Origin of the sequence: Aliiroseovarius sp. YM-037 (assembly GCF_048060095.1) — a bacterium.
Taxonomy (GTDB): domain Bacteria; phylum Pseudomonadota; class Alphaproteobacteria; order Rhodobacterales; family Rhodobacteraceae; genus JBLUOA01.
In genome coordinates this window covers 33,347-53,070 of the sequence record NZ_JBLUOA010000008.1, presented here as the reverse complement: position 1 = coordinate 53,070, position 19,724 = coordinate 33,347, and the positions used below count along the sequence as shown (strand labels likewise).

The following is a 19,724-nucleotide window of genomic DNA, read 5'->3' as shown; positions in this document are numbered from 1 at the left end:
AGTTTTCTCCCGGTGAAATTTTTTGGATTCGGGTCAGAAGCTACATCTGATTTTGGCTCGATTCGTACGGCATGAGGCCAAGTCGTTCCGCCCGCTCCAACAGCATTTTCACCGAAGACGGCTGCCATCTTGTTCGGCCACGAGGCGTGCGTTCGCGCATCGCTTCCAGCCGGGTGCAGATCGCCTGAAGCGTGATGTCGGGGTCCGCGCCCTTGATGCCGGCGACGATGGCGGGCAGACGGTCGTCGGTTTCGCGGCGCCCGGCGCGGGCTAGCACCTCGGCCGGCAGGAAGCCGTCGCCGACATAGGCCTTCACAGCGCGCAAGAGACGGCTTTGGGTCCAGCGACGCGCCTCGGGCAAGGGGCCGTTGATGATGCGCACCACGTCTTCCCAGGCCAAGTCGGGTCGCAACCGGCGCACATGGGGCACCCAATCTTGTGCCGTCTCGTTCAGACGCTCCATGTAGCCGTCTTGTCGCGCCAGCCGTACTTTGCGAAGAGCAGCAGGGTCTTTGGCCCGCAGTCCAGGGTTCCCGCCGACCCGGCCCTTGGTACGGGCGCTCGCCAGCCCTGCTTTGGTACGTTCCCGGATCAGCGCCCGCTCGAACTCGGCCGCGGCGCCCAGAACCTGCAGCGTGAACTTGCCTTGCGGGGATCCGGTGTCGATCGGGTCCTGAATGGAACGAAAGAACGCCCCCTTGGCCTCCAACCGTTCGATCACCTCGAGAAGGTGCGACAGAGACCGTGCGAGCCGGTCGATCCGTACGACAACCAGCGTGTCGCCCTTGCTAATGCGCTCCAGCAAGCGGGCAAGCACCGGCCGGGCACGATTGCCGCCTGAGGCGTGCTCTTCGAAGATCTCGACGCATCCCGCAGTTTGCAGGGCCTCAGACTGGGGCAGGGGGGTCTGATCCTCTGTGGATACGCGCGCATAGCCTATCAGGGGCATGAAAATCGGCCGTTTGCAATTTCATATACCGTTACTAAACGACCGTTTGTAAACGAATGCAAGTGGGTGTTCTCTCGTCGTGCTGGCGTACAATCCCTTGGTTTCCTTGCGCTGAGCGCGATCTGAGAGGTTCCGCCGGCAGTCGCGTGCGCGTACTATATAAAGGGCGCAGGCAGCGACCACAAAAATGCTTGGGTAATGTGCAAAAGATCATTATTTTGCACATATGACGACGCAAGCCTCTACTTTAAATAATGATTACGACAACCCCCTCATCACTATTGAGGAGGATGAAGAGGCTCACGAAGACGATCTCTGGTTCCTGCCTGGGCCACTCGAAGAAGAACCGGATGATTTGCCTCCCGGACCGCGTGCGGAACCGCCCGACACCGCTGTCGTCCATGACTGGGCAAAGGCAGAGGGGCTTCACGCTGCGCGGCTGGCACGCGTGGCTGGACGCCTGGGTGCTCTGGATGACCGGCTGCTGCGCGGCCCGGAAGGCTGGCCGCATCGCCTCGCTCTTATCGAGGCGGCGGATCTTAGCTGGTTCACAGGGGACCGGGTGAGTTCTGATCGTCTGGCGCTCTGGATATCGATGCGGCTCTCGGGCGCACAGGATGACCCACATGCCCTGGCAAGAGTTGGGTGGGCTGTTCGGCGGCTTATAGGAGGTCCAGGACCGGAGGCTGACTTGGCCGCCTTCCTGGATCGCCGCGATCCAGAGAACATTGAAGACAGCGATGAGCGTTTCGAAGATCGGGCAGGCGGATGGCTGGACGTAATGGCAGCCGCAGCCGATCTCCACCCGATCACGCGAGCTTGCATGGGCTTTCATCTCTGGAGCCTGGCCGGCCTCGGACAGCACGGTGACCAAATCGAAGCCGCAGTCACGGCCGCGCGGATCGCGGCCAGCGAGGGCAAGGGAGCAGTGTTTGCACCTCTGGCCATGGGTGGGGCAGGGGGGCTGCGCGCTGGCGGCCCACCCGCTGACCGTTTGGCGCGCTGGCTTGACGGGATGGAGACCGCATGTCTGACCGCGATGCGGCACCTCGACGATATTGAAGCGTGGTCAGTTCGGGCGGAAGCCGAGATGACCTCACTTTCGGGCAAGACCCCGCGCGCCTTGCGCGCTGTGCTGACCGAATGGCCCCTTGTCTCTGCCCCGATGGGTGAGGTCCTGACCAACGCTAGCCGCGCCGCGGTCCAGCGCAACCTCACCTGGATGGAAGCGCGAGGCCTGATCCGCGAGGTGACCGGCCAGGGGCGATTCAGGTTATGGGCAGCGGCACGATCTTGAAACTTACGGTTCAATGCGTGAAAGCTTCAAGAGTTCGGGAAGTTCATGTCATCGTTTTCAGCTTCCAGAAATCGCGTCGAGCACCGGACAGTCGGGAACTTCGGCGCCAGAACACCTCAATGCCGTCGCAGCGAGGACGGCCTCGATCCGCCGGAGATCCGCAATCTTGGCCCGCACCTCTGCAAGGTGACGCTCCGTCCGCTCCTTGACCTCCGCGCAGGTCGGCGCGGCGCCATCTTCGAGCCCCATCAACCCGCGAATGTCCTCCATCGAGAACCCGAGTTCGCGGGCGCGCAGGATGAAGCGAAGGCGCGTGGCGTGCGCGGCGGAATAGATGCGGTAGCCGGCGTCGGTCCGGGGCGGGTCGGGCAGAACGCCGGTCTTCTCGTAGTAGCGGATCGTCTCGATGTTGCAGCCGGTGGCCCGGGCCAGGTCTCCGCGTGTGAAGCCGCTCTCGCGCTCGTGATCGGTCATGGGCAGGTTTCCTCTTGAGCCTGTAGTTACTACAGACCTTACACCTTCCTTCAACCACGGACGAGAGGAGGTGCGCGACATGGCGCTGACAGACGACAGAGCTGACAACTCCGAAGCGGATCGCCCGGCCCGAAAGGGCTGGCTCGCAGCGGGCGGGGTGATGGGCGCGTTCTTCGCCTCGGCCTGCTGCATCGGGCCGCTAGTCCTGCTAACCCTCGGCATCTCGGGGGCCTGGATCGGCAACCTGACGGCGCTGGAGCCTTACAAGCCGATCTTCGCCGTGATCGCGCTCGGCTTCATCGGGGCGGGTTTCCGGCAGGTGTATTTCCGCAAGCCGAACGTCTGCGAGCCCGGTTCCTACTGTGCGCGCCCATCCTCGGCTTGGATCACCAAAACCGCGCTCTGGGCGTCCCTGATCCTCGTCGTCGCCGCGCTCACCATCGACTGGTGGGCCCCGCTTCTCTACTGATCCCGAAAGGAGACCCTTATGAAGAAGATCCTTGCCCTTGCCCTGTTCGGCCTGACCGCTGTTGCGCCCGTCACCGCCATCCCGGTCGCCGCGCAGACCGTCGCCGCCGAGCAGACCGTCACCTTCGCGGTCGACAACATGACCTGCGCGCTCTGCCCCGTGACGGTGAAGCGCGCGATGGAAAGCGTCGATGGCGTGCGCGCCGTCGAGATCGACTTCGAGGCGCGCACCGCCACGGTCGTCTTCGACACCGCCGCGACCAGCGCCGAGGCCATCGCGACCGCGTCGGCCAATGCAGGCTATCCGGCGCGCGTCTCGGGCTGACGGGATGACCGAGCAGACCGACCGCAAGCTGATCGCGACAGGTGTCGTCGGCACGTCATCGCGGCGCTCTGCTGCTTCACGCCGGTGCTCGTCGTGCTTTTGGGCGCCGTGGGCCTGTCGGCCTGGCTGGGTTGGCTCGACTATGTGCTGCTGCCCGCGCTGGCGTTCTTCATTGGGCTGACCGCCTATGCCGTCTGGCGCAGGCAGCGGCGGCAAACCACGCAAACGGATGGATGATTTCATGAGAGACGATTGCTGCGCGCTCAAGAGTGAGTTCGACGTTGCCGTGATCGGTGCCGGATCGGCCGGGTTCTCGGCCGCGATAACCGCCGCCGAGGGCGGCAAGCGCGTCGCGCTGATCGGGCACGGCACCATCGGCGGCACCTGCGTGAACGTGGGCTGCGTGCCCTCCAAGACGATGATCCGGGCCGCCGAGGCCCTGCACGGTGCGCGGGCGGCGTCCCGGTTTCCGGGCCTGCACGGTGAGGCGCGGGTCGCGGGCTGGGCTGCGCTGATTGCGGCCAAGGACGATCTCGTCTCGACGCTGCGGCAGAAGAAATATGCCGACCTGCTGCCCGACTACGACGGTGTCGCTTACATTGATGAGGGTCCGGCGCGGCTCATCCCCGGCGGGGTCGAGGTCGGCGGTCGCAAGATCACGGCTCCGAGGGTCATCGTCGCCACGGGCGACCGGCCCGCCGCGCCCGACATCCCCGGGATCCAGGACGCCCCGACGCTCGACAGCACGTCGCTGCTGGAGCTGGACCAGTTGCCCGAGAGCCTGATCTTTCTCGGCGGCGGCTATATCGGCGTCGAACTCGCCCAGATGATGGCGCGGATGGGCACCGAGGTGACCATCGTCTGCCGCTCGCGCCTGTTGCCGCGCACCGAGCCGAAGGTGTCCGAAGCGCTCACCGAGGTCTTGCGCGCCGAGAGTGTCACGGTCCTCGATGGCGCAACCTATCACGCCGCGCGGCGCGACGGTGACCTTGCGGCGCTGACCGTGTCGGTGGACGGCGCGGAGCTCGACCTGACGGCCGACCGCCTCGTCCTGACCACGGGACGCACACCCAACACCGAGGGGCTGGGCCTCGCCGAAATTGGCGTCGAGACCGATGCACGCGGTGCGATCCGGGTTGGCGACGACATGCAGACCACGAAGCCCGGGATCTTTGCCGCGGGTGATGTCACGGACCGCGACCAGTTCGTCTACATGGCCGCCTATGGCGCCAAGCTCGCAGCCCGCAACGCCGTGCTGGGCGGGGCGGAGCGTTACGACAACGCCGCGATGCCCTGGGTCGTGTTCACCGATCCGCAGGTGGCGGGCGTCGGGCCGACCGAGGCGCAGGCGCGTGATGCCGGATATGACGTCAAGACCAGCGTGCTCGCGCTCGAGAATGTCCCCCGTGCGCTCGCCGCCCGCGACACGCGCGGGCTGATCAAGCTGGTCGCGGACCGGGCGAGCGACCGGCTTCTCGGCGGCGTGATCATGGCGCCGGAGGGGGCAGACAGTGTCCAGACGCTCGTGATGGCAATCAAGTTCGGCATGACGACGAGGGCTTTAGGCGAGACAATCTTCCCCTACCTCACCACGGTCGAGGGCGTGAGGCTCGCCGCGCAGACATTCGAAATGGATGTCGCGAAGCTGTCGTGCTGCGCAGGGTGAAGCAGTGCTGTACGAGCGTTCAAATCACGAAGGGCGTAGAGTACTCTGAGACGAGTCATCTGTCACCCCAACCGTCTCGTTCAGGCATGTCGCTCGAAGATCTCGGTAGAGCTGTCTTTCAGCAGCAACAGTGTCTCGAACGCATCACGCTGGTTGCCCATCTCCATGCCAGGTGAGCCGATCGGCATACCGGGAACCGACAGGCCGATGGCTTCGGGACGTTCGGCGAGCAGTCGTTCGACATCTGCAGCCGGCACATGGCCCTCAATGACATACCCATCTACGAGCGCCGTATGGCACGAGGCCAGGTTGGGCGTGATCCCGGATTGCGCCTTGAACGCATACAGGGCGTCTTGGTCGACATTGCGTGCGTCCACGACGAAGCCGGCGCGCTCCATATGCTCGATCCAGGCCGAGCAGCATCCGCAGGTTGGCGATTTGTAGACCTCGACGCGCGGTGCGAGTGACTGAGTGTGGACCACACCGGGCAGCCCGGCGGCAGCGCCGCCCGCGACAATGAATTCTCGTCTGTTCATGCGTATTTCCAGCTCCAATCCTGTTCGGTTTTGACGGCTATTCGTTAAAGATTTCACATAGAGTTCATCAAGCCGGAGTTGCGGGGTAGTCGGCCTCCTTGAGGGCGACCTGTAATGCAGTGGCATCCTTGGCGGACGCAACCGTGACGGTCTTCGATGTCAGGTCTGTATCTACCGTGGCATTCGGGTCGATCGCCTTGAGCGCCTTTTCGATGGCCGCCGTGCAATGACCGCAACTCATGTCGGGCACGTAGAACTTCATCTCGATTTATCCTTCCATTTCAGGCACCAAATGCATTCATTCGCTCGCATTGGCAAGGGTGGACGGCGGCGGTTTCCTTGCCGCGGCTCATCTCGCGCGTCAGCCAGAAACCGGACAGGAGCAACAATCCGCCACCAAGGATCATGCCCTGCGTTGGAACTTCGCTAAAGACAAGGTATCCCAGAGTCGCCGCCACGATCGGCGAGACGATAATATCGACCAGCGAATAGATGTTCGCCGAGATCTTCTTGAGCACCAGCGAAATCCCGAAATAGGCGAACCCCGTCGAGACGACGCCGAGGCAGACCGGCCACAGCATCACCGGCAGCGAAAGGCTCAGGGCGGGATAGGCATTGAACCTGCCGATCTCGCCCGGCCCGGCGAGAACCAGCGCCGGCGACAGCAGGATCGCCCCGGCCGCCATCGACCAGAAGATATCGTTGCCCGCCTCCTCGCGTCCTTCATGGCGCATGTATGTGACCATTCCGGCATAGATCGCCCCGGTGCTGAGCGCGACGAGGTTGCCAAACCACTCGCCGCCCGCCAGCGGCCTGGCCAGCACGATGCCTGTCAGCGCGAGCCCGAAGATCAGCATATAGCTTTTCTTCGCGGGCTCGCCGAGGAACAGGGCCGAGAAGATGAACACGAAGAAGGGGGCCACGCTCCAGAACACCACGGCATTGGCGATCGGCACGAGCGTCATCGCATAGTTGAAGACGCTGATCTGCGCGGCGATGAGCGCCCCGATAATGACCGTGTCCTTCACGTTGCCACGGGGAAACCGCAGAGGGCGTCCGGTCGCGTGCGGGATGGCCATTGCCAGGAACGCGGCTGCAAAGCTCAGTGCGTAGAAATTCAACGTCTGGATCGGGATCGCATCCCCGGTCAGCTTGACGAAGACGCCGATCGTGGCTTCGGAGACGGTGATCAGGACGAGTAGAAGAACGATGCGCATGTTATTTCTTCGGAGCATGTGGCGCGGTCTCTTGCCGTTGCGACCGCGCTGCCCAACACATGTCGCAGACGTCATCCCCATGCGACAACGTCCGGCGCCTGCGATAATGACCGCGTACTCCGTCGCCCGCGATCAGATCAGCGCCCGGCCAATCATAGGTGCACCAACTTTGCCGGAATGCTTCGAGCGTATCGGGGTCGTCGTCGATCTCGGCCAGCCGACGCACGAGGCTCTGTGGCGGGCAGCAGGTGAAATGTGTGAGAATGTCGTCGCCGTCGCGCCGGGTCTCCACGGCATAACCGGGCGCACCCGGAGCATTGAACGGGAAATACAGCAGCGCGCGGATCGTCCAGCGCAGTCTCCGCCCCGGGTCGCGCGTGACCAGCCGCGCGGGCAGCGAACTCAGCCGCAGCATCCGGCGGTAGACGTCCCATCCGAGGTCGGCCACCACGCGGCGCGCGGTCTCGGGCGTCACGCCGAGATGGCGCAGGCTGCGGTCGGCGGCTGTGGTCCACACGGCGAATTCGACCATCACCCTGTTGCCAAGACCAGGGAGCGCGACGAAATCCGCCCGCGCCCGCAAGCGGAGCACCTCGCTGTCCATCGCCTCAAGGAACCGCGCGATCTCGGGATCGAGCCAACGGGTTTGCGTTCCGTCCACATATGTAAGAAGGTTGTCGGCCAGCCCTTTGCGCGCGGCTCGCCTGGTGACAAGCCGGATGATCCGGCGCGCCAGTCGAAGGCGAAGCGATGGGACGGATTGGGTCGCGGGGCCGGTCAAGTCGTGGTCCTTTCGGTGGTTGGCGCACGGGTGATGTCGATCATCTCGGCACCGCTTTCATCGAGGCACCGGTCCTCAACCTGAAGAGTCACGAAGAAGAAGCCGAAGCGGTCACGCAGCATGCCGTGCGCTGCCTTGAGTACCCCCTGTGGCTCGGCGCCCTCTTGCACCCGCAGGTGACCGGAAAAGACGTGCTTCCCGCTGGTCAGGGCCCAGGCGTGAACGTGGTGCGCGTCGGCCACCCCGTCGAGGGACTCGAGTGCCTGCGTGACCTCCGGAAGGCTGACATCGGCCGGCGTACCCTCCATCAGCAGGTGCATGGAGTCGCGCAGGATACCCCAGCTTGCCCAGAGCAGCACAAAGCCGAACGCCATGCCGAGGATCGGGTCGATAAGCAGGAAGCCCGTGAACTTGATCACCAATGCGGTGACGATGATCAGGAGGCTGCCGACGAAGGTCTGGATGATATGCCACAACGCACCCTTCACGTTGAGGTCGCTCTTGCTTTGCTTCCAGATCAGCCCCAGCGATATGAACTCGGTCACCAGCCCGCCGGCAGCGGCTAGCAACATCGGGCCGGTCGGCAACGCGATCGGATCCGACAGGCGCATGGCCGCCATAACGATCACCACCAGCGCCATGCCGAGCAGGAAGCCGCCGTTGACCAGCGCGCCGATGATCTCGGCGCGATACCAGCCGAAGCTGCGATCCGGATCGGCGGGACGCCGGGCCAGACGCGCGGCGACGATGGCCACCAGGACGCCGCCAACGGCGGAGAAGGTGTGGAACGCGTCGGAGATCACTGCGATCGACCCGGTCCAGAGCCCGATGCCCATCTCGATGACGAAATAGACCCCCGTCAGCCATGCGGAGATCGCCATTCCGCGCCCACTCGACGGCATGTGCCCGTGATGTGAACTGGACATCGCGGCTTCCTTTCTTTCAGAGCTTTACGCGCCGCAGCCGCAGCGCGTTCGAAATAACGGAGACCGACGACAGGCTCATCGCCGCCGCCGCGATCATGGGCGACAGAAGCAGGCCGATCACCGGATAAAGGATTCCGGCCGCGATCGGCACGCCCGCCGCGTTGTAGGCGAAGGCGAAGAACAGGTTCTGGCGGATGTTGCGCAGCGTTGCCTTCGCGAGTTTCCGCGCCCGCACCAGCCCCACCAGATCGCCGCGCATCAGCGTGATGCCAGCGCTCTCCACCGCCACGTCGGCGCCCGTGCTCATGGCGATGCCCACGTCCGCCGCCGCCAGCGCCGGGGCGTCGTTCACACCGTCGCCGGCCATCGCCACCGACGCGCCCTTCGCGCGCAATTCCTCGACCAGCTTCTGCTTGTCCTCGGGCAGAACGCCGGCGCGCACCTCGTCGATGCCCAGTTGACGCGCGACAGCCTCGGCCGTTCGCTGGTTGTCGCCGGTGGCCATGATGATCGTCAGACCGAGCGCGTGCAGATCGCGGATCGCCCCTTCGGTGCTTTGCTTGATCGGATCGGCCACGGCGACGATCCCCGCGAGCGCCCCATCGACGGCAACGAACATCGCCGTCTTGCCATCCGTGCGGAGCGTGTCGGCCCGCGCCTCGGCTTCGCCGGTCTCGAGCCCGAGATCCCGCATCATCGCCGGATTGCCGAGCGCCACGTTGCGTCCGTCGACGGTGCCGCGCACGCCCTTGCCGGTGACCGCTTCGAAATCGGCCGCGCTGCCGGGCGACAGACCGCGATCCCGCGCGCCCGCGACGATCGCCTCGGCCAGCGGATGTTCCGAGCCACGTTCCAAAGCGGCGGCGAGGCCCAACACCTCCGCCTCGTCGCCCTGCAGCGCCACGACATCCGTCAGCGTCGGCTTGCCCTCGGTCAGCGTGCCGGTCTTGTCCACGATCACCGTGTCCACACGCGCCATCCGTTCCAGCGCCTCGGCGTCCTTGATCAGCACGCCCGCTTGTGCGCCGCGCCCCGCGGCCGTGGTGATCGAGATCGGCGTCGCGAGGCCGAGGGCACAGGGACAGGCGATGATCAGGACGGAGACGGCCGAGGCGATGGCGAATGCCAGCACCGGCTCGGGACCGAAGGCAAGCCAGGCGAAGAACGCCGCGATGGCCACCGCGACGACCGTCGGTACGAAGATGGCCGAGACCCGGTCCGCCAGCCCTTGGATCGGCGCGCGCGAGCGTCGGGCACCGGCCACCATGTCCACGATCTGCGCCAGCACCGTGTCGGCGCCAACTTGCGTCGCCCGGATCGCGAGCGAACCGTTCTTGTTGATCGTGCCGCCCGTGACACGGTCGCCTTCTGCCTTTTCGACGGGCACGGGCTCGCCGGTGATCATGCTTTCGTCAACGGACGTGTGGCCCTCGACCACTTCGCCATCGACCGGCATGCTGTCGCCGGGGCGCACCCGCAGCAAGTCGCCCTCCACGATGTTCTCGAGCGGTGCATTATATTCGCTTCCGTCGGGAAGAATTCGCCGCGCGGTCTTGGGCGCGAGGTCCATCAGCGCCCGGATCGCGTCGCCGGTGCGTTCCCGTGCGCGCAACTCCAGCACCTGGCCGACGAAGATCAGCGCGATGATGACGACGGCGGCCTCGAAATACGTGCCGACGCCTTCGCCCATCCGATACTGCTCCGGGAACAACCCCGGCGCGAAGGTGGCGACCAGCGAATACGCATAGGCCGCGCCGACCCCGAGCGAGATCAGCGTCCACATGTTCGGGGACAGGCTCCGGAAGGAGTCGACGCCGCGCCGGAAGAACGGAAGCGCTGCCCAGAGGACAATGGGCGTGGCGAGGACGAATTCGATGTAAACCGCCAGCTGGTGGCCCAGCCAGTCGCGAACCGGCAGGCCGACCAGCTCGCCCATCGTCAGGATCACGAGGGGCACGGCCGCGGTCGCGCTGATCCACATCCGGCGGGTGAAGTCGGTCAGTTCCTCGCTGGGCTCGTCCGAGGGCACCATCGGCTCCAGCGCCATGCCGCAGATCGGACAGCTTCCGGGTTCGTCGCGGATAATCTCGGGGTGCATCGGGCAGGTGTATTGCGTGCCGGGCTGGGCTTTCTGCGATGTCTTCTGCGCGTTTCCCGACGCGTAGAAATAAGGATCCACACCGAATTTCGTCTCGCAGCCTTCCGAGCAGAACCAGTAGGTCTCGCCGCCATACTCGCGCGACCGCGCGTCCTCGCGCATCTCGACCTGCATGCCGCAGACGGGATCCGTCGCGGTTTTCGCGCCGGAGGCCGGAGCGTGGTGGCGGTGGTGATGGTCGTGGTCGGACATCTGTTATCTCTTTTCAGGTTTTGATCATCATTGTCGGGTTTCCAGTGGCGGGAGAGTCAAGCCGCGATGCACCGAAGCTCACGACGGCTCCCAGCGCCACGGCGTCGGGCAGGCTGGGGCTGTTTTTCTTGTCGTCGGAGCTCATGACCCTTCGGCCGCTGCGGTATCTTTCCTGGGGCTGTCTTTTCGCGAAGCCGCTCCGCGCCGAAGCGCAAGCAGCAGGAGGGGAAGCCCCGTCACCAGCCCCAGTCCGAGCGCGATCCATTCCGCGCCGCCGAAGGTGCCCGCCATCGCCGCGCTGCCGAAATGCGCGAGCTCGAAGCTCGCGGGCAAAATGCCGGCCATCGTGGCCAGGGCGAAGCGCCAGAACTGCAACCGGCTGACCCCCGCGGCATAGCTCATCGCGTCGAAAGACACGAAGGGCAGAAGGCGGCTTGCGAAAACCGTGAGCGTCAGCGCGTTCTGCGACCCCAACAGGCCGTGATCCGCCTTGTCGCCGAGAAGTCGCTCGACCGTCCCGCGCCCCAGCCCGCGGGCGATGAGGAAGGCGACGAGCGCGCCGGTCTCGGCCCCCACGGCGACATAGACGGTGCCCGCATAGTGGCCAAAAGCGGCCCCCGAGGCCAGCGCGACAGGCGCGCTTGGAATGGGGCTGGCAACGACCGCAGCCGTCATGAGGGCGACGATCGCGAGCGGCCCCCAAGGACCCGCGCGCGCGACCCATGCCTCGACCGCGGCGCGGTCCAGGTCGAACGACCACCACCCTGCGGCCCAGCCGAGGAGGCCCAGGCCAAGGATGGCTCCGACGACAAGGACCGTGCCCTTGCCGAGAGACAGGTAGTTATTTCTCGTTGAGGCGCTCTCTTCGGGCACGTCAGGCAAGGTCCTCCGGCATCGAGGCAAGCGCTGCGTCCAGCGGAACCACGGGCAGACCGGCAGCAAGCCAGCCGGGACCCCGGCGAGATCCCAGCATTCCCTCGGAGATGTCCACGTAGCCATCGTAGCGAGCCTGCCGGAGCGCACGGAGCAGGGACGCCGAACGCCCCCCGGTCGCGCAGATCAGGCCGACGTCTCGGGATCCGGCCAGCGCCTTCGCCGCAAAGAGGCGATCCGGAAATCGGTCCTCGTGCATGCTGATCGGCCAGACCCCGGCCCCGACGCCGGTTTCCAGCCACTCCTCGCGCGACCTCACATCGACGACGCGCGCGCTGTCTGCCAGAAGGGCGTCATAGGCCTCGTCCGCCGACCAGATTGTCCGGGCCTGTGCGGTCAGGGGAGACGTGATGAGGGTGACAGGCGCTGCCGCCAGCCCAAGAATGAAGAGGCGCCGACCGTGTGCCGTTGTCATCGGTTGTCTCCTTCAGGCCGCATCCACAGCGCGCACGAGCATGTCGCGGACCTGACCGGCGACCGCGTGCAGGTCGGGGTTTTCCACGGCCGACATGGAGGCAACCGGGTCGATGGCGCTCACCTCGGTGCCGCCCTCGACGCTGCGCAGGATCACGTTGCAGGGCAGCATCGCGCCGATCCGCGGCTCCAGCCCGATGGCCTGCCAGGCCATGTTCGGATTGCAGGCGCCAAGGATCTTGTAGCCCGCCATGTCCTTGTCGATCTTCTTCTTCATCGTCGCCTTGACGTCGATCTCGGTCAGAACGCCGAAACCAGCGTCGGCCAGCGCCGCGCGCACGCGGGTCTCTGCGTCGTCAATGCCGGTATTTGCCAGCAGGCGGTCATGAGTGTATGCCATTCTGTCTGTCCTTTCGTGGTCAAGGCCCGGCCCCGCAGTCTGCGGGACCGGGCGAGGGGTGGCGGAAAGGCGGGCTCAGTTGTTGCCCATGCGGCCCTGGCCGGGTGTCCCCATCATGCCGCCGTCGCGCTGCATGCCACCATTCGGTCCGGGCATCATGCCGTCGCGCATCGTCTGCATGCGCTCCATCATGTCGGCAGGCTTGACGATTTCTGCCACCGACACCGCGCCGTCGCCATCGTCGTCGAGGAACTGGAAGCGGTCCACCATGGTTTCGCGGATGAGCGCGCTGTGGAGCGTCTCGAATTCGGCGAGCGACAGGGTTTCGTCGCCATCGGCATCGTATTCCGCCAGCAGGGCTTGCAATCCTTCGTGGGCTTCTTCGGGCGTCACCGTGCCATCGCCATCGGCGTCGAACCGCTCCAGGCCCATGCCCATCAGCGACGCGCCGCCGCCCATCATGCCCTGGCCCATGCCGCCCATGGGCCCACCGGAGCCCATCATGCCCATGCCGCCCTGCATCATTTGCCCATGCATCCGCATCATGTCATGATTTCCGGCGGCCGGACCCTGCGCTCCCGGAGCACCCTGGCCACCATGCCCGTGATTGCCTGCGGCCAAGGCTGCACCGCCCAGAGCCATAAAGATGGCGGTCGCTGCCGCGAGTTTCGCTGTGGTTTTCATGTCTGTATCCTTTCTCGTGTGAAACGCCTCACCGACATGGGAAGACATGAAGGACCGCCAAGGCCGTGTCATTCCCGATCTTGTATCCGTTCGTCGCAATGCGCGTAGCTGATACAAAGCGTTACAATCCCGGTGCTGACCGCGCGCCGCCACACTGCCAAATGAGAAGTATGAACAGTTTGCCGCATATCCTCGTCGTCGACGATCACCGCCAGATCCGGGACTCGGTCACGCGATTTCTGGAACGCAATGGCATGCGGGCGACGGCGGCCAAGGATGCCCGGGAGATGGACGAAAAGCTCGCGAAAGGTCACTTCGACCTGATGGTGCTCGACGTCATGATGCCGGGCGAGGACGGGCTTTCGATCTGCAAGCGCCTGTCGGCCGAGAAACGGCTTCCGATCATCATGCTCACGGCCCTCGGGCAGGATCAGGACCGGATCGTGGGCCTCGAGATCGGCGCGGACGACTATCTGCCGAAACCGTTCAACCCCCGCGAGCTGTTGGCACGGATCAAGGCGGTCCTGCGCCGCGCGCCCGAGGAGAGACGCGAGGCCGGGCCGCTTTCGGGGCGCATCCTGCGGTTCGGCGGACTGACGCTCGATACCGACGCGCACATGCTGACCGACCGGGACGGCAATCGCGTGCAACTGACGACGGCGGATTTCCGGCTGTTGACGGTCCTTCTGGCGCGTCCGCGCACGGTTCTGAGCCGCGAGCAGCTTCTCGACCTCACGGCCGGGCGCGCGGCGGGGCCGCTCGATCGTACGATCGACAACCAGATCAGCCGGCTGCGGCGCAAGATCGAGATGGACCCGTTGCGCCCGACGCTCATCACCACCGTGCGAAGCCAGGGCTACAGTCTGAACGCCGATGTCGAGGTGGTCGAATGACCCGGCCGCGGATAGGCAGCCTGCGCGCGCAACTCGTGCTTCTCATCCTCGGGGCCCTGGGCCTAGCGCAGGTGGTGAGCCTGTGGCTCTTCGCGGACGAGCGCAGCCTTGCCGTCCGCGCCGCCCTGGGTTTCGAGGCGGCCGGGCGCGCCGCCAATGTTGTGCGGCTGCTGGAGGAAGCGCCGCCCGATCTGTCCGTGTCCATCGTGCGTGCGGCGAATTCGCCGCTTGTGCGGTTCGATCTTGCGCCCTCACCAAGCGTGACCGCGCCCGACCATCATCACGCAGACTATATCGAAACGCGGGTCCGGACCTTGCTTGGCGACAGGTTCAGTCGCGACATCAGGGTCAACCTGAGTGAAACGGCCGTTCCCCTGCACCCGATCCCTAACCTGTCTCCGGAAATGGCCCAGATGCATCAGGAAATGATGCGCGGCCGGATGCAGGCGGTCGAGATGACCCTGTCCATCGCGCTCTCCGGCGGCCAGTGGCTGAACGTCGACACCCTGTTCGAACGCCCGCCATTGCAATGGCCGCTATCGTCCTTTCTCGCCTTCGGGCTGACGGCCTCGTTGATCCTCGTCGCGGCGTTCTGGTTCGTGATGACCCGCCTGACCGGCCCATTGCGTAATCTGTCGCGCGCCGCCGAGGACCTGGGGCGCGGCGACGCGGGTGAGCCGTTGCCTGTCGCCGGTCCCGACGAGGTGCGCGATCTCACCCGCGCGTTCAATCGCATGCAGGATCGGCTGACGCGATTTGTCGCGGACCGCACCCGCATTCTCGCCGCGGTCAGCCATGACCTGCGCTCGCCGCTCACGGCGATGCGGTTCGATGCAGAACTCGTCGAAGACGAGGAGACCCGCGAGAGCCTGGTCGCGTCCATCGACGAGATGCAGGCCATGGCCGAGGCCACGCTCGACTTCGCCGAAGGGCTGGCCGGGCGCGAAGCCTCGGACGTCGTCGATGTGTCCGCCTGGCTCGAAACCCTGGCAGACGACAAGGCCACCCCGTTCGAAATGACCGGCGGCCCGGCGATGACGGTGCGCATTCGCCCGCTCGCCCTGCGCAGGGCCGTTCGCAACCTTGTCGAGAACGCCACCCGCTACGGGGGCGGCGCCACGGTCGGCTGGCACCGCGCGGGCGACGATCTGGTGATCGAGATCACCGATGATGGCCCTGGCATACCCGAGGAAGAGCTCGACGAGGTCTTTGCGCCGTTTCATCGGCTGGAGGCGTCCCGCTCGCTCGAAACCGGGGGGCACGGGCTGGGCCTTGCCATCGCGCGGGCGATCGTGCGCGGACACGGGGGCGACGTCCGGCTGAAAAATCGTGCCGAAGGCGGGCTGAAGGCATCCATCTTCATCCCGCTGGCGGAGGACGCACCCATCAACAACAGCAAACAACGGAAGGAGACCTGAAAATGACACGCACGGCAATCTGGACAACCATCGGGCTTGCGGCGCCGACACTGGCCGCCGCGAGCCCCGGGGAAAATTGGCAAGGAGGATATGGTCACATGATGTGGGATGGCGGGTACGGCATGTTCGGCGGGCTGATGATGATCCTGTTCTGGGGTGTCGTCATCGCCCTGATTGTTTTTGCCGTGAAATGGTTCACCGACAATCAGGGCGGCGGAAATCGCGGAAAGCGCGATGCGGTGGACATCCTGCGCGAACGCTTCGCTTCGGGCGAGATCGACGAGGAAGAGTTCGACCGGCGGCGAAAGGCGCTGGAAAAGTGAGGCCGGCACTCGGCCGTTCCCGCCGCGGCGGGAATGGTCGAAACCATTGCCACGAAAAGCAGCGCCTGCCGCACCCCGAAACAGGTGAGGCACGTGCGTTCAAGGCTGGCCGGCGATGTCCCGTTCTTCCCCAACGGCATCGTCGAGCGCCGCCATGACCACGTCCGGGGTCAGCAGTTCCGGCAGGACGATGCCGTGCGGGGCGGCCGGACCATAGACCGCATTGAACGGAATACCGTAACGGTCGAAGCTTTCCAGATAGCGCGAAATCGCCGGATCGGGCCGCGTCCAGTCGGCTTGCATGGGGGTGACGCCCTCGGCCGCAAGCGCCGAGACAACCGGTTCGCGGTCCAGCACGAGCGCCTTGTTTGCCTTGCACGTCAGGCACCAATCGGCCGTGACGTCCACGAACACGACCTCGCCCCTCGAGACACGGCGGGCGATCTCGGCCCTGTCGAAGCGCACCCACTCGGTCACCTGAGACGAAAGCGCGCGGGGCGTTGATGTGTCGGCCAGATCTCCCGCCGCGAAGAGTATGATCCCCACGAGGGGCAGCGCGAGCCCGGCACGAACTGTGCACCGCAGCCTCGACAACGACAGCAGCATCACGAGACCGGCGGTCATCCCGAGGACCGCGAGCATCGTGGTCGTGCCGGCCACGCCCCGCAGCACCCAGACCAGCCAAGCCGCGGTGACGGCCAGCAAAAGGCCCAGCATCACCCGAAGCGCGATCATCCACCGCCCCGGCCTGGGGAGGTGACGGACCAGACCGGGGCGGGCCGCGACCAGCAGGTAGGGGGCGGCGAGCCCCAGCCCGAGGAAGGTGAAGACCAGCGCGATATCCACGCCGCGCCCGGCCAGCGCGAAGGCAATCGCGGTCCCGAGAAAGGGTGCGGAGCAGGGCGTGGCCAGCACCGCGGCGAAGGCACCGGTCAGGAAATCGCCAACATGCCCCCCGGCGCCGCCGGCCCGCGCAAGCCGGGTCTGCAGGCTTGGAGGCAGGCTGATCTCGAAGGCGCCCGCGAGGTTCGCCGCGAAGATGGCGAGGATGGCCACCATCAGCGCAAGGAAGACCGGGTTCTGGAATTGTAGGCCCCAGCCAACGGTGACCCCCGCCTGCCGCAGCGCGAAAAGGACTGCGGCGAGGCCCCACATGAAGGCCATGACCCCCGCGGCCGAGGCGAGGAAGCCCCATCGCACGCGCGCGCGACCGGCACCTTCCAGCTTCATGGCAGAGGACAGCTTTATCGACAGCACCGGCAGTACGCAGGGCATGACGTTCAGGATCACCCCGCCCAGGAAGGCCGTCAGGGCGATCCAGACCATGCTGGAAAGCGGCGCGGTGGTGCGGGCTTCGGTGTAGGGCGGGGGCGGCGCGGTCGCGACCCTGTCCGGCGTCACGGTCACGGCCCAGCCATCGGTGTCGGTCGCGGTGAGCGATATCGCGGCCGTTGGATCGGCGGGCGGCGATATGATGGGCAGGCGCGCCCAGAGCAGATCGCCATCCTCACCCAGCCTGATGTCAGGGGTTCCGAGAGAGGCACCTTCGCCCAGTTCCGGGAACACATCCGGCGCCTCGAAGGGCGAGGAGCGCCGCAGCGTCACGGTCAGCGCGGTTACGTCGGCATCGACATGCGCGGTGGCGGACCGAATGCCCCCGTCTTCCGCCCCAACCGGGACGCGACCCGCGTAATCGGCGATGCGCGCCGCGCTGTCCGGGTCGATCGACGTGCCTTGGGGCAGGTCCAGCGACAGGCTGAAATCCTGCGGCACGCAAACATCGGAGCAGGTCAGCAGCGTCACCGAGGCGGAGAGATGGGCAGGCTGGCCCGGCTGTTCCAGCGCGATGCGCAGCGGAAAGACGACCTCGCCGTGATAGCCGTAATTCTCGATGCCGAAGGCAGTGAACCGCTCGGGCGCGGGCCATTGAAATTCGACCTCGGCCACGTTGCGCGACCCGGTCCAGTCGATTTCGGGTGGGAAGCCCACCTCGCCGGGTGTGCGCCAATAGGTTTTCCAGCCCTCGCCAAGCGCCAGCGCCAGCCCCGCCGAAACCGTCCCCGCGCCGGGCGCGATGCCGTTTTCGGCCGTGATGAGCTGCGCGCTGACCGCCGGTGTCGCCGCTCGTTCCGATGTCGCAGCCAGAATTGCCACCGACGAGGCGACAAGAGACAAGACGCTCAATGCGATCGTCGCGGCACACTGTCTGCTCGATCTGTTCAGCATATCCTTTGCCAGCCGTCGTCGAGTTCGATAGCGATCACGCTGCGCAACACGGCGTCCGTGATTTCGCCTTGGATGACAGTGCCGCCAACCACCATGGCCGGCGTGCCGATGAAGCCGAATATCCGGGAAAGCGCCTTGCTGACCATGAGGTCTTCGGCGACATCCTGGCTTTGCATGTCATTTATCAGGCGCTCACCATCAATTCCGACGGTCTCGGACAATCGCAGAAGATAGTCGCGTGTCGGCTGAAACGGCGTCGTCCACAGAGCTTGCTGAAATGCGAGATAAGCACCCTGGCGTTTTGCTGCCAAAGCCGCTCTCGCCGCACGGTCAGAGCCTTCGCCGAGAAGCGGTAGCTCGTGCCAGGAAATCGCAACGCCGCTATCAAGCTGTTCGGCAATATCTGCCAAGCGCCGCATCTGCACGCGACAGTAGGGGCAGTAATAGTCCGAAAACGACGCGATCGGTACGGTCGACGGATCTTCTGCCACATCCGCGTAAAGCGCATTGCAAAGATCGGCTTCTACGGCCGCGATGGTTTCCGCTCTCAACCCGTCGTCTTGGGCTTCAAGGCCGACAAATGGGTCGAATGCGCCGGACGAGGAACTTCCGCCCGTTATCCTCCGGAAGCCTTCTGGATTCGCCAAAGGCTCAAACTCAGGCAGACCCGAGAAACGATCCAACAGGGAAGGAAGCGCCTGAAAGCCGACAACAACGCCCGCAGCGACGCCGAGAAAGGCAAGTGTCGAACGCCTGGATGTCATGGCAATTCCTGCGATCCGATGGCGAGGGCGTCGAATCCATAGCCGACCCGCCCATCATCGCAAGCGAGGGTGACGACACCGTCCGGGCCGGTCCGGATCGCGCGGCATCCATCCGGAAGCGTGAACGCCGCGCCGCGCGTTGACAGCGTGGCGTCGGTATTCAGGCACTGCCGCACTCCCGCTCCGCAACCGGCCAGTGCAAGAAGGCCAACCAGCGCCAGTTTCGGGCGCGCGCCGTGGATCATTACCGTGCAATCAGCGCGGGGCATGGACCGGGACAACCGCCGGGCCTTGTTCGGGGTTCTCGTCCGGGGTCTTCTCCCGGGGATTTGCGGTGTTGTCGTGGCAGGATCTGCCCATCATCCGATGCATCACGACATGCGCCCCGAGGCACAGCGCCAGAGGCGCCAAAAGCCCAAGATTGCTCGCAAGCCCGCCAAGCGTTCCGCCCGCCACAAGCAAGGCGCCGAGCGGGACGAGCATCACGGCACAACAAGCCATCATGCCAAGCTTCATTCCGGCACCACCCGATAGCAGAGTCCGTGGGTTCCAGGCCATCATGTCCTCCAAATCCATTAACGGGCCGAACGATAGGTGCCTCTGCCGGGTAAAGGTCAAGGATACATTTGGATACAATAAACACGGGGCTATCCGGTTGTAACGTGACTGAGAGCCGGTAG

Annotated in this window: 24 protein-coding genes and 1 pseudogene; 8 read left to right on the top strand and 17 right to left on the bottom strand. The window is 65.4% G+C overall.

What is annotated here, in order from left to right:
* Positions 1–40: 40 nt before the first annotated feature.
* Positions 41–949 carry a recombinase family protein gene (locus tag ACEWPJ_RS17690; RefSeq protein ID WP_024099421.1) on the bottom strand — a complete coding sequence of 303 codons (909 nt, stop codon included), beginning with the start codon at positions 947–949 and terminating at the stop codon, positions 41–43.
* A 226-nt stretch (positions 950–1,175) separates the two neighbouring features.
* Here ACEWPJ_RS17690 and ACEWPJ_RS17685 point away from each other — a divergent pair, with 226 nt between their 5' ends.
* On the top strand, positions 1,176–2,246 hold the full coding sequence (locus ACEWPJ_RS17685) for a hypothetical protein (RefSeq protein WP_136340140.1): 1,071 nt from the start codon (positions 1,176–1,178) through the stop codon (positions 2,244–2,246).
* 57 nt (positions 2,247–2,303) lie between these two features.
* On the opposite strand, the gene ACEWPJ_RS17680 is transcribed toward ACEWPJ_RS17685, so the two are convergent.
* Complete coding sequence (locus ACEWPJ_RS17680) at positions 2,304–2,720, bottom strand: MerR family transcriptional regulator (protein ID WP_136340141.1); 417 nt, start codon at positions 2,718–2,720, stop codon at positions 2,304–2,306.
* A gap of 79 nt (positions 2,721–2,799) precedes the next feature.
* Here ACEWPJ_RS17680 and ACEWPJ_RS17675 point away from each other — a divergent pair, with 79 nt between their 5' ends.
* From ACEWPJ_RS17675 to merA, 4 genes and pseudogenes are all read left to right on the top strand, one after another.
* Positions 2,800–3,189 carry a mercuric transporter MerT family protein gene (locus tag ACEWPJ_RS17675; protein ID WP_136340142.1) on the top strand — a complete coding sequence of 130 codons (390 nt, stop codon included), beginning with the start codon at positions 2,800–2,802 and terminating at the stop codon, positions 3,187–3,189.
* 18 nt (positions 3,190–3,207) lie between these two features.
* Positions 3,208–3,513: a heavy-metal-associated domain-containing protein gene (locus ACEWPJ_RS17670; RefSeq protein WP_136340143.1), complete on the top strand. Its 306-nt coding sequence runs from the start codon at positions 3,208–3,210 to the stop codon at positions 3,511–3,513.
* A gap of 4 nt (positions 3,514–3,517) precedes the next feature.
* Positions 3,518–3,750, top strand: a pseudogene (merF, locus tag ACEWPJ_RS17665) (mercury resistance system transport protein MerF).
* Positions 3,743–5,179 (top strand): mercury(II) reductase, encoded by a 1,437-nt coding sequence (merA, locus tag ACEWPJ_RS17660; RefSeq protein WP_416514311.1) that lies wholly within the window; start codon positions 3,743–3,745, stop codon positions 5,177–5,179. The pseudogene merF and the gene merA overlap by 8 nt, the downstream one beginning before the upstream one ends.
* Before the next feature lie 80 nt (positions 5,180–5,259).
* Here the strand turns inward: merA and ACEWPJ_RS17655 are convergent, their stop codons facing one another.
* From ACEWPJ_RS17655 to ACEWPJ_RS17605, 11 genes are all read right to left on the bottom strand, one after another.
* Entirely contained in the window at positions 5,260–5,715 is a 456-nt protein-coding gene (locus tag ACEWPJ_RS17655; protein ID WP_136340146.1) for a DUF411 domain-containing protein, read from the bottom strand.
* 67 nt (positions 5,716–5,782) lie between these two features.
* The gene (locus ACEWPJ_RS17650) at positions 5,783–5,977 is read right to left on the bottom strand and encodes a heavy-metal-associated domain-containing protein (protein ID WP_136340147.1); all 195 of its coding nucleotides are present in this window, start codon (positions 5,975–5,977) and stop codon (positions 5,783–5,785) included.
* Between the two features lie 19 nt (positions 5,978–5,996).
* Positions 5,997–6,932, bottom strand: a complete 936-nt coding sequence (locus tag ACEWPJ_RS17645) for a DMT family transporter (protein WP_290559359.1) — start codon at positions 6,930–6,932, stop codon at positions 5,997–5,999.
* Between the two features lies 1 nt (position 6,933).
* The gene (locus ACEWPJ_RS17640) at positions 6,934–7,713 is read right to left on the bottom strand and encodes a hypothetical protein (RefSeq protein ID WP_136340149.1); all 780 of its coding nucleotides are present in this window, start codon (positions 7,711–7,713) and stop codon (positions 6,934–6,936) included.
* Positions 7,710–8,594, bottom strand: a complete 885-nt coding sequence (locus tag ACEWPJ_RS17635; RefSeq protein WP_234163379.1) for a cation diffusion facilitator family transporter — start codon at positions 8,592–8,594, stop codon at positions 7,710–7,712. Before ACEWPJ_RS17635 ends, ACEWPJ_RS17640 begins: the two co-directional genes overlap by 4 nt.
* A 61-nt stretch (positions 8,595–8,655) precedes the next feature.
* On the bottom strand, positions 8,656–10,989 hold the full coding sequence (locus ACEWPJ_RS17630; RefSeq protein WP_290559360.1) for a heavy metal translocating P-type ATPase: 2,334 nt from the start codon (positions 10,987–10,989) through the stop codon (positions 8,656–8,658).
* 13 nt (positions 10,990–11,002) lie between these two features.
* Positions 11,003–11,134, bottom strand: coding sequence for a hypothetical protein (locus ACEWPJ_RS17625; RefSeq protein WP_275671525.1), 132 nt, complete (start codon positions 11,132–11,134; stop codon positions 11,003–11,005).
* A complete protein-coding gene (locus ACEWPJ_RS17620; protein WP_416514318.1) occupies positions 11,131–11,826 on the bottom strand; it encodes a TVP38/TMEM64 family protein in 696 nt (231 codons plus the stop codon). The genes ACEWPJ_RS17625 and ACEWPJ_RS17620 overlap by 4 nt, the downstream gene beginning before the upstream one ends.
* 37 nt (positions 11,827–11,863) lie before the next feature.
* Positions 11,864–12,337 carry a rhodanese-like domain-containing protein gene (locus ACEWPJ_RS17615; protein ID WP_136340152.1) on the bottom strand — a complete coding sequence of 158 codons (474 nt, stop codon included), beginning with the start codon at positions 12,335–12,337 and terminating at the stop codon, positions 11,864–11,866.
* Positions 12,338–12,349: 12 nt separating this feature from the next.
* Positions 12,350–12,736: a DUF302 domain-containing protein gene (locus tag ACEWPJ_RS17610; protein WP_136340153.1), complete on the bottom strand. Its 387-nt coding sequence runs from the start codon at positions 12,734–12,736 to the stop codon at positions 12,350–12,352.
* Between the two features lie 75 nt (positions 12,737–12,811).
* A complete protein-coding gene (locus ACEWPJ_RS17605) occupies positions 12,812–13,420 on the bottom strand; it encodes an EF-hand domain-containing protein (protein ID WP_290559361.1) in 609 nt (202 codons plus the stop codon).
* 170 nt (positions 13,421–13,590) lie between these two features.
* On the opposite strand from ACEWPJ_RS17605, the gene ACEWPJ_RS17600 reads away from it, so the two are divergent.
* From ACEWPJ_RS17600 to ACEWPJ_RS17590, 3 genes are read left to right on the top strand one after another with little or no spacing between them, the layout of a single operon-like run.
* The gene (locus ACEWPJ_RS17600) at positions 13,591–14,313 is read left to right on the top strand and encodes a response regulator (protein WP_136340155.1); all 723 of its coding nucleotides are present in this window, start codon (positions 13,591–13,593) and stop codon (positions 14,311–14,313) included.
* Positions 14,310–15,731: an ATP-binding protein gene (locus ACEWPJ_RS17595; protein WP_290559362.1), complete on the top strand. Its 1,422-nt coding sequence runs from the start codon at positions 14,310–14,312 to the stop codon at positions 15,729–15,731. Before ACEWPJ_RS17600 ends, ACEWPJ_RS17595 begins: the two co-directional genes overlap by 4 nt.
* A gap of 2 nt (positions 15,732–15,733) precedes the next feature.
* Entirely contained in the window at positions 15,734–16,054 is a 321-nt protein-coding gene (locus ACEWPJ_RS17590; protein WP_290559363.1) for an SHOCT domain-containing protein, read from the top strand.
* 99 nt (positions 16,055–16,153) lie between these two features.
* Here ACEWPJ_RS17590 and ACEWPJ_RS17585 read toward each other — a convergent pair whose 3' ends face one another.
* The 4 genes from ACEWPJ_RS17585 to ACEWPJ_RS17570 are packed head-to-tail and all read right to left on the bottom strand — an operon-like array spanning position 16,154 to position 19,620.
* A complete protein-coding gene (locus tag ACEWPJ_RS17585; protein ID WP_290559364.1) occupies positions 16,154–18,280 on the bottom strand; it encodes a protein-disulfide reductase DsbD family protein in 2,127 nt (708 codons plus the stop codon).
* Positions 18,274–19,044, bottom strand: coding sequence for a DsbA family protein (locus tag ACEWPJ_RS17580; protein ID WP_136340158.1), 771 nt, complete (start codon positions 19,042–19,044; stop codon positions 18,274–18,276). The genes ACEWPJ_RS17585 and ACEWPJ_RS17580 overlap by 7 nt, the downstream gene beginning before the upstream one ends.
* Positions 19,041–19,313, bottom strand: coding sequence for a hypothetical protein (locus ACEWPJ_RS17575; protein ID WP_290559365.1), 273 nt, complete (start codon positions 19,311–19,313; stop codon positions 19,041–19,043). The genes ACEWPJ_RS17580 and ACEWPJ_RS17575 overlap by 4 nt, the downstream gene beginning before the upstream one ends.
* The gene (locus tag ACEWPJ_RS17570) at positions 19,300–19,620 is read right to left on the bottom strand and encodes a DUF2933 domain-containing protein (protein WP_416514310.1); all 321 of its coding nucleotides are present in this window, start codon (positions 19,618–19,620) and stop codon (positions 19,300–19,302) included. Before ACEWPJ_RS17570 ends, ACEWPJ_RS17575 begins: the two co-directional genes overlap by 14 nt.
* Positions 19,621–19,724 lie beyond the last annotated feature (104 nt).